The sequence below is a fragment of the Pseudoalteromonas sp. EB27 genome (assembly GCF_001974875.1).
Taxonomy (GTDB): domain Bacteria; phylum Pseudomonadota; class Gammaproteobacteria; order Enterobacterales; family Alteromonadaceae; genus Pseudoalteromonas.
This window is the reverse complement of the sequence record NZ_MTQD01000024.1, coordinates 1-16227: the sequence shown is the minus strand read 5'-3', so window position 1 is coordinate 16227 and position 16227 is coordinate 1. Positions and strand designations below refer to the sequence as shown.

General features: G+C 37.3%; 11 protein-coding genes. 2 read left to right on the top strand and 9 right to left on the bottom strand.

The features are described from left to right. Nucleotides 1-76: 76 nt before the first annotated feature. The 8 genes from BW142_RS19900 to BW142_RS19865 form a co-directional block, all read right to left on the bottom strand. Nucleotides 77-526: a response regulator gene (locus BW142_RS19900; RefSeq protein WP_076926076.1), complete on the bottom strand. Its 450-nt coding sequence runs from the start codon at nucleotides 524-526 to the stop codon at nucleotides 77-79. Further along, entirely contained in the window at nucleotides 523-1977 is a 1455-nt protein-coding gene (locus BW142_RS19895; RefSeq protein ID WP_076926075.1) for a HAMP domain-containing sensor histidine kinase, read from the bottom strand. Before BW142_RS19895 ends, BW142_RS19900 begins: the two co-directional genes overlap by 4 nt. A gap of 129 nt (nucleotides 1978-2106) precedes the next feature. Continuing rightward, on the bottom strand, nucleotides 2107-2766 hold the full coding sequence (locus BW142_RS19890) for an MOSC domain-containing protein (RefSeq protein ID WP_076926074.1): 660 nt from the start codon (nucleotides 2764-2766) through the stop codon (nucleotides 2107-2109). 123 nt (nucleotides 2767-2889) lie between these two features. After that, complete coding sequence (locus tag BW142_RS19885; protein WP_024597985.1) at nucleotides 2890-3822, bottom strand: alpha-E domain-containing protein; 933 nt, start codon at nucleotides 3820-3822, stop codon at nucleotides 2890-2892. 1 nt (nucleotide 3823) lies between these two features. After that, nucleotides 3824-5278, bottom strand: coding sequence for a circularly permuted type 2 ATP-grasp protein (locus BW142_RS19880; RefSeq protein WP_024597986.1), 1455 nt, complete (start codon nucleotides 5276-5278; stop codon nucleotides 3824-3826). 47 nt (nucleotides 5279-5325) lie between these two features. Further along, nucleotides 5326-6204 (bottom strand): transglutaminase family protein, encoded by an 879-nt coding sequence (locus BW142_RS19875; protein WP_076926073.1) that lies wholly within the window; start codon nucleotides 6202-6204, stop codon nucleotides 5326-5328. After that, a complete protein-coding gene (locus BW142_RS19870; RefSeq protein WP_076926072.1) occupies nucleotides 6201-8720 on the bottom strand; it encodes a circularly permuted type 2 ATP-grasp protein in 2520 nt (839 codons plus the stop codon). Before BW142_RS19870 ends, BW142_RS19875 begins: the two co-directional genes overlap by 4 nt. A 112-nt stretch (nucleotides 8721-8832) precedes the next feature. Then, nucleotides 8833-12144 (bottom strand): transglutaminase family protein, encoded by a 3312-nt coding sequence (locus BW142_RS19865; RefSeq protein ID WP_024597988.1) that lies wholly within the window; start codon nucleotides 12142-12144, stop codon nucleotides 8833-8835. Between the two features lie 757 nt (nucleotides 12145-12901). On the opposite strand from BW142_RS19865, the gene BW142_RS19860 reads away from it, so the two are divergent. Both BW142_RS19860 and BW142_RS19855 read left to right on the top strand, forming a co-directional pair. Beyond that, a complete protein-coding gene (locus BW142_RS19860; RefSeq protein WP_076926071.1) occupies nucleotides 12902-13675 on the top strand; it encodes an SHOCT domain-containing protein in 774 nt (257 codons plus the stop codon). A 69-nt stretch (nucleotides 13676-13744) separates the two neighbouring features. Then, nucleotides 13745-14914, top strand: coding sequence for a putative zinc-binding metallopeptidase (locus BW142_RS19855; protein WP_076926070.1), 1170 nt, complete (start codon nucleotides 13745-13747; stop codon nucleotides 14912-14914). Between the two features lie 153 nt (nucleotides 14915-15067). On the opposite strand, the gene BW142_RS19850 is transcribed toward BW142_RS19855, so the two are convergent. After that, on the bottom strand, nucleotides 15068-16227 hold a 1160-nt coding region (locus BW142_RS19850), incomplete at its 5' end, for a hypothetical protein (protein WP_076926069.1).

Sequence of the window (16227 nt, the reverse complement as noted above, 5' to 3'; positions counted from 1 at the left end):
TAAATGTAACAGTAATATATCGGCGACACATAGGCTCAGTCAGCAATAAAAGTTTAGAGTTTTTCAGACCTAATAATCAGCTGTGTTTGTCCAAGTGTTGGCCGATGACAGTCAAGACTTTTTCTTTTAATTCTGCTGCCTGAAAGCTTCCTTTTACAAGGTAACCTTTTACAAAATCGTGTGACATTATAATCTTTTTTTCTTCTTCTCTTTCAGATGAGCTAAACATCATAACAACACACGAGCTTATCTCTATCATCTTTCTTAGTTTAGAAAACTCCTCTAAAAACTGAATACCATTAACTTTTGGCATATTGATGTCCAAAAATATAAGTATTGGAGGAAATCCATCCGGATACTTTATTCTATTAGATTCATAATTTTCGAGAAATTCTAACGCTTCTTGACCATCTTTTTTTTCAAAAATCGTCAGCTCTAATTTAGCTTCTTTAATTAGTCTTTTAAGAATATATCGGTCAACTTCATTGTCATCGACAATTAATATAGGAGGTTTTATTTTTGTCATGTTAGCTTATCCATTGGTATTATTATTTTAAACGTTGTACCTTTATCAGAGCTTTGCAGTGATACTTCACCATTTAAATACTCAATATGTTTTTTAACCAGCGCCATCCCTAAACCAGAACCCGTACTTGTCTCTGCATGAAATCGCTTAAACATATCAAACACTTCACTTTGATGCTTTTGTGGTATTCCCAATCCGTTATCTGTAACAGTAATAAAAAACGTCTCTTGTTCATTAAAAATATCACAGCGAACATAAGGTGAGTCTTTGTTTCTATCGTAATACTTCAACCCGTTTGAAATTAAGTTTTCAATAATTTGGGCAAAACGTGCTTTTTCTGATTTTATAGGTACTAATAAGTTAATTGTTGTTTCGAGCGTACAAGGATTATCTTTCATGAGCCAAGACAGTCGTTCTTTCATATCAATAATTAACTGATTAAAGTCAATTACATCTCTATCTTCACTGCCAATTTCAGCTTTCGCTAACAATAAAATATCAACAACAAGTGTTTCTAATTTTTCCATTTGCTGATAGATAACCAGTGCATTTCGGCTTGCCTCTTCTGTGTCTCCCGCTTTTATATCTTCAATAACAAAATGCGCTAGGGATTTAGCCCCTGACAGCGGTGATTTCAGGTCATGGGAAGCTCGATAAGCAAACTGGGCAAGTTCATCATTTGCTTGCTGCAGGGACGCCGTTTGGGTGTTTATAATCTGTCTAAGTTCAATACTGTTTTCAATATTTAAAAGATCATTTTTAATACGCTGCCTGGCCGCAATAACGAGTGCTTTTAATTCACCCGACGTTTTTATATCAAGTTCATCGTCTAGATTAATATTGCTTTCGGGTTTACTTGATAAAAGAAGAGTTAGATTTCGGATTGAGCTGGATATAGTGCGGGAAAGATAACTTATAAAAAGAATATTAAAAAAAGATATGATTATAACAAGTGGAATTAACGTCATTAGTATAAACGATACTGTTTTTCTAATTGGTTCCTCAAACAGCTCAGTGTTTTTATTAAAGCCACTTAGCGAAGTATTAAGATTTAGTAAAAAAGCGTCTCTACTAAGCTCCCCCTTTTTATACTGTGCAACCGATAATAAGGCTTTATTAGCAATTTCAATATCGTTTTCACAGATTGTTAATGTATGCTCTGTATTAATAACTTTCATAACAGCATAATTTAACGGATTTATTTGTTCAACACACTCAATTGGCTGTTGCCTAATTAGCAATATATCCGACTCAATAGTATTTATATCAATGGGGATATTGTTTTCTATTTTTTTAACTGATTTGGTAAGTTGATGAACATATTTTAAATGAAGAAAGTTAAGTTGGTGAAACTTAGCCCCTTTAGCTATTTCAAAGGCAGAATAAACAGTAATGCTTATCTCTGCTGCAGTTAATATTACAATAAGCATCAGTTTTCTTGAGATATTCATATACGACACCTATATTAGCTACTAACCCAACAATTTTTAAATAACACTATAATAATTATAGTGTTTATAACCTTAGGTATAGCAGACTTTATCTTTTTTACTAGGCTCTCTAAAAATAACAATTTATAACTAGCTTTGTTCGCTTTTTATACCAAGCTTCTTTGTTAGCTTTTCTTGCCACTCTACAGCAAGCTCTGGTAAAGCTAATGCTTCTAAAAGTATGTCTTCATAACCTACGTATTTTTTATCAAAAAACGCTTGAAACAGCTTTTTAACTGATATGTCGTGCGAGGCTTTCTTCTCGATAACAGCACTATCACCCGTTTTTGCAACGCCTTGCTCTAGTACCCTAAAATACACGCCAGTGCAGTAATGCTGCGTAAACAGTTTAAGGCTGTTTGTATTATTAAGCGCGATAGCTAATTTAAAACAGGGTACACGAGGCTGGCTTACTTCAAGCAGTGCAGTACCAATTCGAATATGGTCACCTATGTGTATATTCGATTCATCTAGGTCAGAAATCGTGAAGTTTTCGCCAAAGGCACCTACTGCCAAATTATCATTCTCGAGGGTTTGTTTCCAATACTCATAATGATTGTGCGAAAAAGCATATACCGCTTTATCTACCCCGCCGTGATTAACTAAATCAGCTTGCTCGTCACCTATAATGTTTAGCTTTTCAATCACTACAGGTTCGTTAGTTGGGGTTTTAAATATTCCTGTTTTCACCTCTTTACCATTATGAATAAGAGTTTTAATTTTAGAAATATTAGTCGAGATGATTTTCATTGCGATACCAACGGATGAGGAAGTAAAAATTAATTATGCAGGTTTTAAAATTATTATAAATAAATTTAAGCAAAAAAATGACCGCTTAAGACTAAGCAGTCATCTCACAATATACAGTTTTTATTATTCTGCTTGTTTTAAAAAATACGTTTCGGCCAGTCCGTTATGTATTCCAGCTAAGTCTATTTGTATTTCATCGATAAAGTCATGCAACAGACCGTTTTTAAGTACTCGCACGTCTTTATTTTCTAACTCAACAATTGCATCATCAATTGATTTAATGATTTCTGTTGAGTTTGGCAAAGGTAAAACCAATGCTTTTAATTCATTCATACAAAATAAAATAGATCGTGGGAATACTTTGCTGTGCATTACAAATTCTATTACATCTGCACGCTGTACTCTAACGCCCATTTCTTGGCGATACATTTGATAAGCACTTAATGAGCGCAATAAACTGATCCACTGAATATTATCAAACGGTTTTACTTCTTCTTCGCTGGTAATTAACGTAGCAGAGCGAATATCTAAAATTCGCGATGTCATATCTGCGCGCTCTATAATCGAACCAAAACGGATAAAAACATAGCCCTGATCATGATTAATTGTGGCATCTAACGCCCCAAATATTTGATGGGCTGAATCTATAATCTTTTTTAAATACTCAAAACGCCCACGCTTTGTTATCCCTTCTTTTTGATTGTCTTTTACATAATAATACAGAGAGTTTATTTCTTCCCATACGTCTCGCGGTATTACATCACGAATTGTACGCGCGCTTTCTCTGGCAGAAGTGATTGAGTTTAAAATTGACGAGCTATTATCACTACCAACAAGTAAATACCTTAATGCTTTTTGCTCAGAAAAATCAGTATGGTTTTCTGAATACGCTTTGCGTACACCAATAATATCAATTAATGGCTCCCAGCCGGTACATACGCCTTTGGGTAAGTCCATCATCAGTAAATTGTTAACGTTGATTAAACGAGCTACATTTTCCGCACGTTCAATGTATCGAGATACCCAATATAAAGTTTCGCCTACTCTTGATAACATATTATTTAGCCTCTTCGTCAACAATCCAAGTATCTTTACTGCCACCACCTTGTGATGAATTAACCACCAAAGAGCCTTTAACCATAGCAACACGCGTTAATCCACCAGTGGTAACTTGCGTATCTTTACCTGATGATAAAATAAACGGTCTTAAATCGGTATGTCGACCATCTGGTTTATTGCCATCAAATGTGGGTACTGTTGATAAGTCTAATGTTGGTTGAGCTACCCAGTTCCGTGGGTCCGCTTTAATTTGAGCAATACACGCCTCTTGTTCTTTTTTGGTTGATTTAGGACCAATTAATAGCCCGTAGCCACCAGACTCATTTGCTGGTTTAACAACAAGCTTATCAATGTTTTTAATCACATGGTCGCATTCTTTCGGGTCCAAACATTTGAACGTTGGTACATTAGCAAGTTTAGCTTCCTCGCCTAAGTAGTACTTAATCATCTCAGGTACATAGGCGTAAACTACTTTGTCATCAGCAACGCCTGCACCTGGTGCATTAACCAAAGCGACATTACCTTTAGACCAAGCACGCATTAAACCTGGAACGCCCAGTTGAGAGTCAGGTAAAAAGACTTCTGGGTCTAAAAATAAATCATCAATACGGCGATAAATAACATCAACTCGTTGTAGCCCTGTGATTGTTCTCATGTATACACAATCATCTTTTTCAACAACTAAGTCCCGTCCTTCTACCAGTTCGCAACCCATTTCTTGGGCAAGATAACAATGTTCAAAATAAGCGGAGTTAAATACCCCTGGCGTAAGTACCACGACTTCTGGTTTATCTTGTGGTCGAGGCGACATTGCCGCTAGCATATCAAATAATTGTGAAGGGTAATCATCAACAGGTAAAATCGACACTTGCTCAAATAATTCAGGGAATACTCGCTTCATTACAGAGCGATTTTCAAGCATATAAGATACACCAGAAGGAACACGCAGGTTATCCTCAAGTACATACATAGTACCACTACCATCGCGTACTAAATCTGAGCCACAAATATGCGCCCATATCTTATTTGGCGGGTTTATACCCACGCATTGCTGGCGAAAATTCACAGATTTTTCTAGTAACCCTTTTGGAAAAACACCATCTTTTATTATTTTTTGGTCATGGTATAAATCATCTATAAAAAGGTTAAGCGCTTCAACACGTTGCTTTAAACCAACCTCTACGCTTTGCCATTCTTTTTTACCTATAGTTCGCGGAATAATATCAAATGGCCAGGCTCTATCAATCATATTACCTTCGTTGTAAACCGTGAAGGTAATACCCATTTCTTTAATTGCTAAATCAGCAACCGCTCTGGCCTTTACTAATTCTTCTGCCGATAAATTAGCAAAAAATTGTGCTAATTGTGTTCCATGTGATCGAACGTTTCCTTGTGCATCAATTAATTCATCAAAGAAACCTTTTGTTTGGTACGCTTTCCAATCAATTTTCATACACTCTTTCACCTTATCCATCATAATATATGACGTAGTTAAACTGCCTATTCCATTCGAATCATATCAACCGCTACATCCAGCAATTGACTACCGCCACCAAATACCACGCCTTTTAAAGGAGTTACGTCAGAAAAGTCTCGCCCTACGGCTAGAGTAATATGCTGATCGCGTGGTAAAACATTATTTGTAGGATCAAAATCAACCCAACCAAAGTTTGGCACAAATACCGCAAACCATGCATGAGTTGCATCAGCACCTTCTAGCTTTTCTTCGCCTTCTGGCGGCATGGTTTCTATGTACCCACTAACGTATCGACCCGCTAACCCCACACTACGTATGCATGCAAGCGCAAAGTGTGCAAAGTCTTGGCAAACGCCCCTTTTTTGTGCAAAAACAGTACTCAGAGGCGTACTAATCGTTGTAAAACCAGGATCATAATGAAATTCATGAAAAATTCGTGCCATTAAATCTTTGCATGCAGAAATTATATTTTTGTGTGCATCAAACGAAATCAACGCGTATTCCTTAATCCCTATATCTATTGGAATAAGCTGTGAAGGTAGTACAAATTCAGACGTTTTTAATAATTCCGCTGTATTTGGTTTAACCAATAAATCACGTACTTTTCGCCAAGCAATATCAACGCTCTCTAAATTGCTATTAGCGCCGACTAACAGTTCTACCTCGCTGATCATCGTCACTTTAAGTTTTTTATGCTGTATTGCTATTTCAAACGCTGTTACTTGATTATTAAAATAATCAGTAAATGTTTGTAAGTAAGTCGGTGTTGGTTCAATTTCTACACGACTACTGTGGCATATTTGCCCACGATTTGTTTTTGGCGTTAATCGCGCTTGGTTTTGACACAAACTCACAAAGTCAGAATAGTTGTAAGTAGTTGAATGCTTAATTTTATATTTCACGATTGAGCTTGCTCAATATTAGTCCAGTTCAATTTATTTGCCGTTTGGGTATGAGAAAAATACTGTAGCAATAATACATCACAAAATGTATCTAAGTTCATACGCGTATTATGGTTAAATTCGATTAACTGGTTACGTTGTCCATTTTCACTTTTTTGTAGGTAATCTTTTTCGGTTACATAACAACTTGTTTTAGACAGTAAAATTGCTTTTTCGTGTGCCGCAATTACACCTTGTCTACGTTTTGTGGGTAAATGCTTACACAACTTATTAATTTCCTCTAACTGAAATAATAAAGAACGTGGATATTCTGCATCTAAAAGTAATAACTCAAGCCCCGTACCAATGGTTTGATACATTCTGTATCGGCGCTTATGGGTAACTAAACTAACTTGGCAACTTAGCACGGCTTCAAGTAAGCCTAGCTCTTCGGGCTCGTCTAACTCTTTGGTTAATAAAGCCGTGCTTAGTGATGTAATTTGTAAGCTACGCTCTACTCGTCTGCCCATTTCAAGTAAAAACCAGCCGTTACTATTTGGCATACAATCTGTGATTGAGCCATTAAAAGCCATAATAGAGCCTATAACTCTATCTAGGCTGCTTTGCATTGCACGCGTTGGAATATTAATATTTACATTTTTAAATATCTTAATTTGCTCACTAATATCATCAATTATTCGGCGACTATCATGGGACAGTAATTCTTGAATTTGCACCGACGCATTCGCAATATATTTTAATGTATTAATAATACTGCCAGCGCATTGCTCGTCTGCAAGCAGTTGAAAAGCGGTTTCTTTCGACAGATTTACATCAATGCCATCTAGTTTTAAATCAGGTTCTACATATGGATAAACAATATATTGTGACTTAATAGCATTTGAAAGCCGTGCAACTATACTTTTTCGTATTGAATCTGGGTAAACAGAAAACTCGGTGTACTTGTCTATAAAAATACGCAAAATACGGATGGTGTTTTCGCAGCGCTCTAAGTATCGACCTAACCAAAAAAGATGCTCAGCCGTGCGGCTCGAAATAACCCCTTCGAGTAGCGTCACATCCATTCTTTTTCTAATGGGTACCGGTGGATTATGCTCGCCTAAATCAACTCTATCGGCTGTATTTATCCATGTATCTTTGATCCAACCAGATACTCTTGGGTTGTTACTTTTTTCGTTTGAAAAACACAGTGCTGAAGGAAGTACTTCTACACCATTTTCTGTGGTTAATGCATAACACCTAAACACCACTGGCTTGGAGATTAATTGCCCGTCATGCCAAAATGGTGCACTGCTAAAAGAAGGCTTTTCTTGGAAAAAGTAATTATCGGGTTCTTTGCTAATAAGTAGCTTTATTTCTTGCTCGTCCAACACTCCATCTAACTTGAGTGCAGGGTCTATAGCTGATAGTAGTTCGAGGTTATTCCAATCAACGGCTTGCGCTTCTTTTACATTTAAGTAATTTGGCTCACCCAACAACAGCGGCTGTTTTAAAATTTGCTGCGATAACTTTTCTAAGTTGCACTTTATTGAAGGTGACGAGAGCACACCGCTGCCAAACGGGTTCAAAACCTTAACCGACCCTTGTCGTACCGATTGTAATAAGCCCGGAATACCATGAAGTGAATATTCAGTTTGCTCTAAAGAATCAATACAACGATCAGAAACCCAGCGTAAAATGACATTAATCTTACCCAAACCTTGTAACGATTTTAAACAAACGTCACCACCACGCACGGTTAAGTCAGCGCTTTGTACTAATGTATAACCAAAGTAGGTAGATAGAAATGCATGCTCGTTGTAGTTAGGGTCATCAATTCCTTGGGTTAAAATTACAATTCTTGGGTCATCCATATAGTGGGTATATTCATTAATACCCTCTTGGAATAAATTTAGAAATTCTTTAATTTGCTGAACATTACATTCTGCAAATTCTTCAGCCATTACACGCCTTGCAATAATACGGCTTTTAATTAATAGCCCTAAGCCTAACGGGCACTGACAATGATCGCTTAATACTTTAAATTCGCCTGTAGGCGTGCGGTAAACATCTAATGCAGTAAAAAAAAGTGTTAATTCGTTACTAGGTAAACTAAAACCTTCGCGTAAGTAATTAGGGTCTTGAAAAAGCTGCTTTGCAGGAATGTGACCATCAACTAAAAGAGTTTGATCACCGTAAATATCTTGCTGAATTTTATTTAATAAAAGGGTTCTTTGCTTTATTCCCTCTTCAAGCAACGTCCAATCAGCTTTTGATAACATAAACGGCAACGGGTCGAAGTGCCATTGCTTATTACTTTCATTTTTAATATTGCCATTTTGTAGTAATTGGCTAATTTCTGTAGCGCGGCTACTAACATCATCTGCTGTTAGGCTAGCTAAACGCTTAAATAAAGTATCCCAATGTTCTGGGTTTAAACCACTGTGGTTTGCTAATTCATCATGTCCATGTGATTTATCAAGGTATAAAGACAACCACTCAGGCAATTCCGGCATCGCGTTATTGTTAATATACAAGCTGAAAGTGCTCCAATTTATAGTAAATAGCCGTGTTCATAATGATGCTTTAAAAATATTTAGTCATTCCACTTTAAATAATTTCAAAGTGGAATGACACAACTATCAATTATTATTTAAAGTTAGGCTGCCTGCGTAAATCCAAGGTATTTGGATAATCAGGATTACTACTTTCTTCATCAGGTACCACATATTCACTTGCGCTTTGCGCCGACTGAAAACTATGCGTAACCGCCGATGGGCTCCAGCTTGGTTCTGCTGATGCAAGTAAAGATGGTGTATGCCCATGCTCCCAAAACCTTGCGACTCTGCGCCCTTCTGCTTCAAATGCATTAACCGGTAGCGTTTCAGGATTACGCCCACCAGCATGGCTCACATGATATACAAAGCCTCCAACTGAACGTCCTTCCCACGTATCGATTAAATCAAAAACTAATGGTGCATGTACGCCAATAGTTGGGTGAAGCGCTGTAGGTGGTTGCCAAGCTCGGTATCGTATACCCGCGACCATTTCATCTTTTGCTTTACCTTTAACCGGTTTAAGCGGCACTCTTCGACCATTACACGTTACAACATAGCGGTCGCTCATTGTTCCTTGTACTTTTATTTGTACTCTTTCTAATGACGAATCTACATAGCGCGCCGTACCTGACGCACTCGCCTCTTCGCCCAGTACATGCCAAGGCTCGATTGCGGTTCTAAGCTCAAGTGTAACGTTATCAAGTTCTCGCGTACCACACACCGGAAATCTAAATTCAAAAAATGGATTTAACCAACTTAACTGAAATTGAAAGCCTGCCTGTTGTAAATCGCGGCTTACTTCAGCTAAATCGTTTTCTACATATTGTGGCAATAAAAACTTATCGTGTAACTCTGTACCCCAACGTATTAATGGCTTGTGGTAAGGTTTTTTCCAAAACCAAGCAAGTAAAGTACGCAACAGCAGCATCTGCACTAAGCTCATTTGTGAATGCGGAGGCATTTCAAAGCCTCTAAATTCTACAATCCCTAAACGACCTGTGGCTGAGTCGGGTGAATAAAGCTTATCTATACAAAACTCTGCTCTGTGCGTATTACCCGTTAAATCCACTAATAAATTACGAAGTAGCCTATCAACTAACCAAGGTTCAGGCACCTCACCTTCGGGCATATGCGAAAAGGCAATTTCTAGCTCGTATAAAACTTCATCACGGGCTTCATCCACTCGCGGTGCTTGGCTTGTAGGACCAATAAAAAGCCCCGAAAATAAATACGATAAACCAGGATGATGCTGCCAATAGGTAATAAAACTTCTTAAAATATCGGGTCTGCGTAAAAATGGGCTTTGCTCAGGTGTTTCGCCACCCAGCGTTACGTGGTTACCACCACCAGTACCAGTATGACGACCATCTGCCATAAACTTATCGGTACCTAATCGGCATTCTTTTGCTAAACCATATAGCGTTGTAGTTCGACTGACTAATTGATCCCACGATGTTGAAGGATGAATATTTACTTCAATAACACCTGGATCTGGCGTTACAGCGTATTTTTCTACGCGGCTATCTTTAGGTGGGCTATAGCCTTCAATAACAAGCGGCATTTTAAGTGCTTTAGCCACACCCTCTATACTACTTATTAAACCCATGTAATGTTCAAAATGACTTGTTGGTGGCATAAATATGTATAAACGCCCCTCTCTCACTTCCATTACAAGGGCGGTTTTAACCATTTCTTTGCCAATAAAGCCTTTTTTAAGCTTTTTAGCTTTGCCAAAGTTTTCAGGAATATCAAACGGGTCGCGGTCAATAATATTGCCGCTCCATTCAAGGCTATCTAAGGGCAAGCGATACCCCATTGGGGATTCACCAGGTAATAAGAAACAATTGCCTCGTTTAAACTCCCACGTACACGACTGCCAGCAGTTTTTGCTATCGTTCCATTTTAAAGGGAGAACATAGCCAACCGGCTTTTCTATCCCTTTATCCATTTTAGCTAAAAAGCCTTTTCGGCTCATTGCATGGAGAAGCTCCGGCTGATCTGGCTTTATTTCGGTAGGTAATGAGGCTTCTTGCCACATGTGATATAAAATATCTTCATAAGCTGTAGTAAGTGCCTTGGTTTCAAGACCAAGTGAGTCACATAGTTTATCAGCAAACTTTTTAGTATCGGTATGATCAAATTTATAGTCTTTATTAGGATCGGCTAATAGTGCGGCATCTTGCCATAAAGGCTCGCCGTCTTTGCGCCAATAGCACGCATATTGCCAACGTGGTAATGGCTCACCCGGATACCATTTACCTTGTCCGTAATGAGTAAAGCCACCTTTTGTGTATACTTTATTCATTTCTACAAATAAATTTTGAGCTAATATTCTTTTTTCTTTGCCATCGGCATCAGTATTCCACTGAGGATGTTCCATATCGTCAATAGAAATAAACGTAGGCTCGCCACCCATGGTTAAATGTATATTTTCTTCATTATAAACATTGTCAACGTGCTGACCTAAGCGATTAATTGCCGCCCACTGCGCCTCAGAATATGGCTTAGTTACACGTGGGTCTTCGTGTACTCGCGTTACTTTATTATAAAAGCTAAACTCCGATTTACAGTCATCTATACCGCCTGTAACCGGCGCCGCCGAGCTTGGCTCTGGCGTACATGCCAATGGAATATGCCCTTCACCGGCAAATAAACCCGAGGTAGGATCAAGCCCTATCCACCCTGCACCAGGAATATACACTTCGGTCCATGCATGCAAATCGGTAAAGTCTTCTTCTGGACCACTTGGACCATCTAATGATTTTTGATCTGATGTTAGCTGTACTAAGTAGCCCGATACAAATCGAGATGCCAACCCTAAATGACGAAACAGTTGTACTAACAACCAAGCAGAATCACGACACGAACCTGTTTTTTTACTTATTGTTTCGTTCGGTGTTTGTACGCCAGGTTCTAAACGAATGCCATAACCAACTAACTCATAAATAGCTTGATTAACAGCGACTAAAAAATCAACGCTTCTAAGCGGCTCTTTAGGGTTTAAAGATTCAATTAACTCTTTAAATTTTGGACTGGCTTTGCGTTTTTTTAAATAAGGAGCGAGCTCTGACTTTGAAATAGCATCGTAAACAAATGGGAAGTTTTCGGCGTAATCTTCTAAAAAGAAATCAAAAGGATTAATAACCGTTAGTTCGGCGACCAAATCGACCGTAAAACTAAATTCGGTGGTTGGTTTGTTGAAAACCACCCTTGCTTGGTAATTACCAAAAGGGTCTTGTTGCCAATTTATATAATGATCTTCTGGTACTATTTTTAAAGAATAGCTTTTAATTTTTGTACGGCTATGTGGCGCTGGACGTAATCGGAATATATGCGGCCCCATATTAACTGACCGATCGTATTTATACTGAGTATGGTGCGAAATCCCAACTGTAATTGTCATCTATTAATTCCCCTTTAATAATGTATGGCCACAATATAACGCTGAAAATATTATTTGGACTAATTCACTTGTGCAATTTTTATACCAGCAAACTTATAAATTACTGCTCCTCATCCATTTGCCGACTCATACACAAAGCAACGCCATGCATAAAGGTTTTGACCAAATTAATAGAAAAAACACACCAACTCTATAAATATTAAACTTAGTGTAATTTGTACCATCAATTTTAGATTTTTAATGGTGCAGATAATGCACCAAAATAGTGCTTAAAAATAACTTACAATTAAAACTAGTTAATTTAAAATATTGAAATAAAACAAATAATGTTAATTTTTTAAAATACTTACTCCGTTATTTATACCGCTAAACTGATATAATTAAAAGGATTTATTTAGAGTTTAAAAATCATTCAAAGTAATTATTAAATAGTAAGAAATAGTTCACGATAAAGCTGCTGTTAAAGTAAGTAACGGTGCTATACTAGATCGATTTTTAACCGCTTACGTTACAGCAAAACTAACAATCTCTATGAGATAAAACAAGCAACTTTTAATACATAGATGCTTACTTTAAAGATTAGCTTTGCAGTGGTGTGTTTTCATTTCAGACAAAACAGAACTCGTCCAATTTGAAAGACCAGCACATCTCACTAACCTGTTAATTTTTCATTATCATCAAAGCTAAAGGTAATGCAGCCCTGGCGTATTTTCAGATTTTTTAAATCAACCCAATCTACCTAATAGGATATTCTCTTATGCAAAAGCTAACAGATGTCGGTGAAAACTTAGTTAATGGTATAGCATCTCGTTATAACCTCAGTCACGATGCAGTAATACACATGTTAGTTAGCGTTAATAACGGCGGTTGCTCAATGGCACAGTTTAATTGCCCAGAGCTTGGTGGTTCTGGTCAATGGATGCGCGGCGGAATGACAATGGTTGGCGACATGTTTAACAACGGCTTAAAATCAACCGTTGATAACTTGTGCAACGAACTTGCTAATATATTGAGCAATAACCAAATATTTCCGGTTATTCCTGCAGGAACGCCTGGTAGCAATCAGTGGTGGCCAGGTAATCTAGGCAGCCCGTTTAGCAGTGGTGCACAAAATAATATTCGTTACGCTATATTCCCTAATCGCTTAGCCGTTGAATTAAATGGGCAAGTGAGCGTATACGACACGTTAGATCATAATATTGGTGGTGTAAGCCAACAGCAAGGCAATAATACCTCTCTTACATTTAACAGTCAGTGGGGGACGATTAATGTAAATACCCTGCCATTACTTTCAGGGCAAGCGCCAACGACTCCAGAACCACAAAAAGACTTTACACAGCAAGTAACGCAGCCCAATTTTGCATCATTAACGCCTAGCCAAATTGAAGCACCTGTTAATAATACAACGGGGCAATACTCGGTAGACGAAACACTTCAAATTATTGAAAAGTTAGCACAACTACGCGATTCAAATGCGTTGAGTGATGATGAATTTAATATTAAAAAGTCTGAACTTTTAAAAAGGATTTAACCACTATCCTCCAATAGCATAACGCTCAATAAAAGTGGTTTATACGGTCTCTTTTTTATTCGGTAACATATGAAAACATTTAAATGTAATTGCACAGAACAACTTATTTTATTTTTTGAAAGCAGCCATTGTTTGGCTTGTGGCAGAACCGTTGGTATAGATGATGAGTTCGATCAAGTTGAACCCTATGAAATTGATGAACAATCGGGTCTATTTTACAAAGCAGAAGCGCCTGACATTTTTTATAAAAAATGTGATAACAATGCTCAGTACCACGTTTGTAATGGTATGGTTAATTTAGATACATTTATACCCGTTGCCGATAAAGACGAAGTGCTGTGTTTTTCATGCCGCTTTAATGAAACGGTGCCCGATTTAAGCATTATCGGGCATATTCCATTGTGGAAAAAAATGGAAACGGCGAAGCGTCGCGCTTTATATACTCTAAAATCGTTATCGCTCCCCTTAAATACTATTATTCAAGAACCTGAAAGCGGATTAAGCTTCGACTTCATAACTGACCGTAACGTGAGCGATCACTTTGTAAGCCCAATTATAGGTCAAGATGTTGTATTTACAGGACACGACTGTGGCCATATCACTATAAATCTAGCCGAGGCAGACGACGTAGCACGCTCTCAAGCTAAAATAGCGATGGGTGAGCGTTACCGTACTTTACTTGGTCATTTTCGCCATGAACTTGGTCATTATTATTTTGATCAACTAATCGCAAATTCACCAAAAAAACATGCTTTATGTAAGCAATATTTTGGTGATGACGAATTAGATTATCAACAAGCGCTCGATACTCATTACAAACAAGGCGCTCCTGCTAACTGGCATGAAACCTTTATTAGTGAATACGCTACTATGCACCCTTATGAAGACTGGGCAGAAACATGGGCGCATTACATGCACATTATCGATACGCTTGAAACGGCTAAAAACTTCTCAATTACCGGCTCTACAACTGGCAATGAATTTGAGCTAGACGAAGCAGACGAACTTCGATTGCCACAAAGTGCTTATTACTTTAATTCACAAACATCGATTGATGCTATTTTAGATACTTGGATGGAATTTTCGATCATTCTAAATTCGCTAAATCGCAGCATGGGACTTGCCGATGCCTACCCGTTTGTATTAACTCAAGCAGTGCGAACTAAGTTATCTTTCATCCATCATGCTATCCATAACAGGCTCAATTTAATACCTGATTTGAGCATTGGAAAAGTGTAATAAAGTAAGCTCAGTCCAAAAACATTTTAATAGAGCCATTTATTCTTGCTATGACTTTTCATGCGTAGGTAAGTGGCTTTTTTATTATGCGCAAAGCCGTAAAAATAAGAGTCTAAAAATAGTATATCCCCCTACTTTCTCGCTAAATCTCTATTAGCTTGTCATCGCGAGGTTATTCTTGAGTCGACTTATGATTTTTTCTTGGTAAGTACTAACTGTAGAAAACTTTTGTATTGATACAAATAAGCCAGTTAGTTTTTCATTTGATATATCAGAGATATTAACCCCTTTATATAAAATAGGCGCATTATTTTGTCTGGTTGAATTATTCGACAGTAAAATGTTCAATTTTACTGTACGCGCTAACTCTTCTTGATACAGAAAAAACTCTCTTAAATGTGTGCTAACAATATTGGCTGCTTTTGATCTGTCTATCATTAAAATTTCGTCAATTAGTCGGTTTAACCTGCTGCGAGACTCTATTGCTTCGTCGAGAATATCTAACCAATTAAGTTCGCTATTTGATAGTAAAGCTAAAAAGTACACCGTACGTGCTTTATTATAATTAATAAAACCAGGCCACATAACATCTTCGCTAGATACTTTAAGTGCTTTATCAAACTGCTCAGCGGCAGATTTAAGATACATACTTACTTCTTCAAGTATTGATGGCTCTATAGTATTAATATTTTTTTGAGCCAATTCTAAACCATCAATAGACAAAATATCTACAGAGTTCATATTTAGCGACTCTCGCAGCAAATGCATGCCTTTTTTGTTGTAATACAAACCTAGGTAATTATGGTAAATGGTTTTTGTCACTGGATTACGAAGAATTGGACCTCTGACATGAAGTAAGTCTGCATGAATATTAAAATTATCATCAGCCACAAAACTTTGGTAAGACACAACAGCTTTAAATAGCTTTATTGTTTCCGTTATTTGAATTGAATTACCTTTACTCACCGAGTGCAATATTTCACAGCGCCTATCAACTTCTGACAAAATTGTATCCATACGCTTTTTATAAAGCACTTTGTTAGTTTCTGATGCATTAAAAACAGCTGGAAATAAAACAATTAGGTCAATTATATATTGCAGGGTATCGGCAAAGAGAACGGCGGTTTCTGACTCTTTTTTTAGTTTATGCTCAATAGAGTCAAAAATTTCTTTCTCTAGTGTATTTTCATCTTGGGACTTAAACTGATTAATTAACTCTGGAAGTGAGGTTACGTAATTTTCATTATCTAAAATGTTACCTTCCATTTTACTAATGTTATTTACACTATCAATTGACGTATATGTTCTAACAG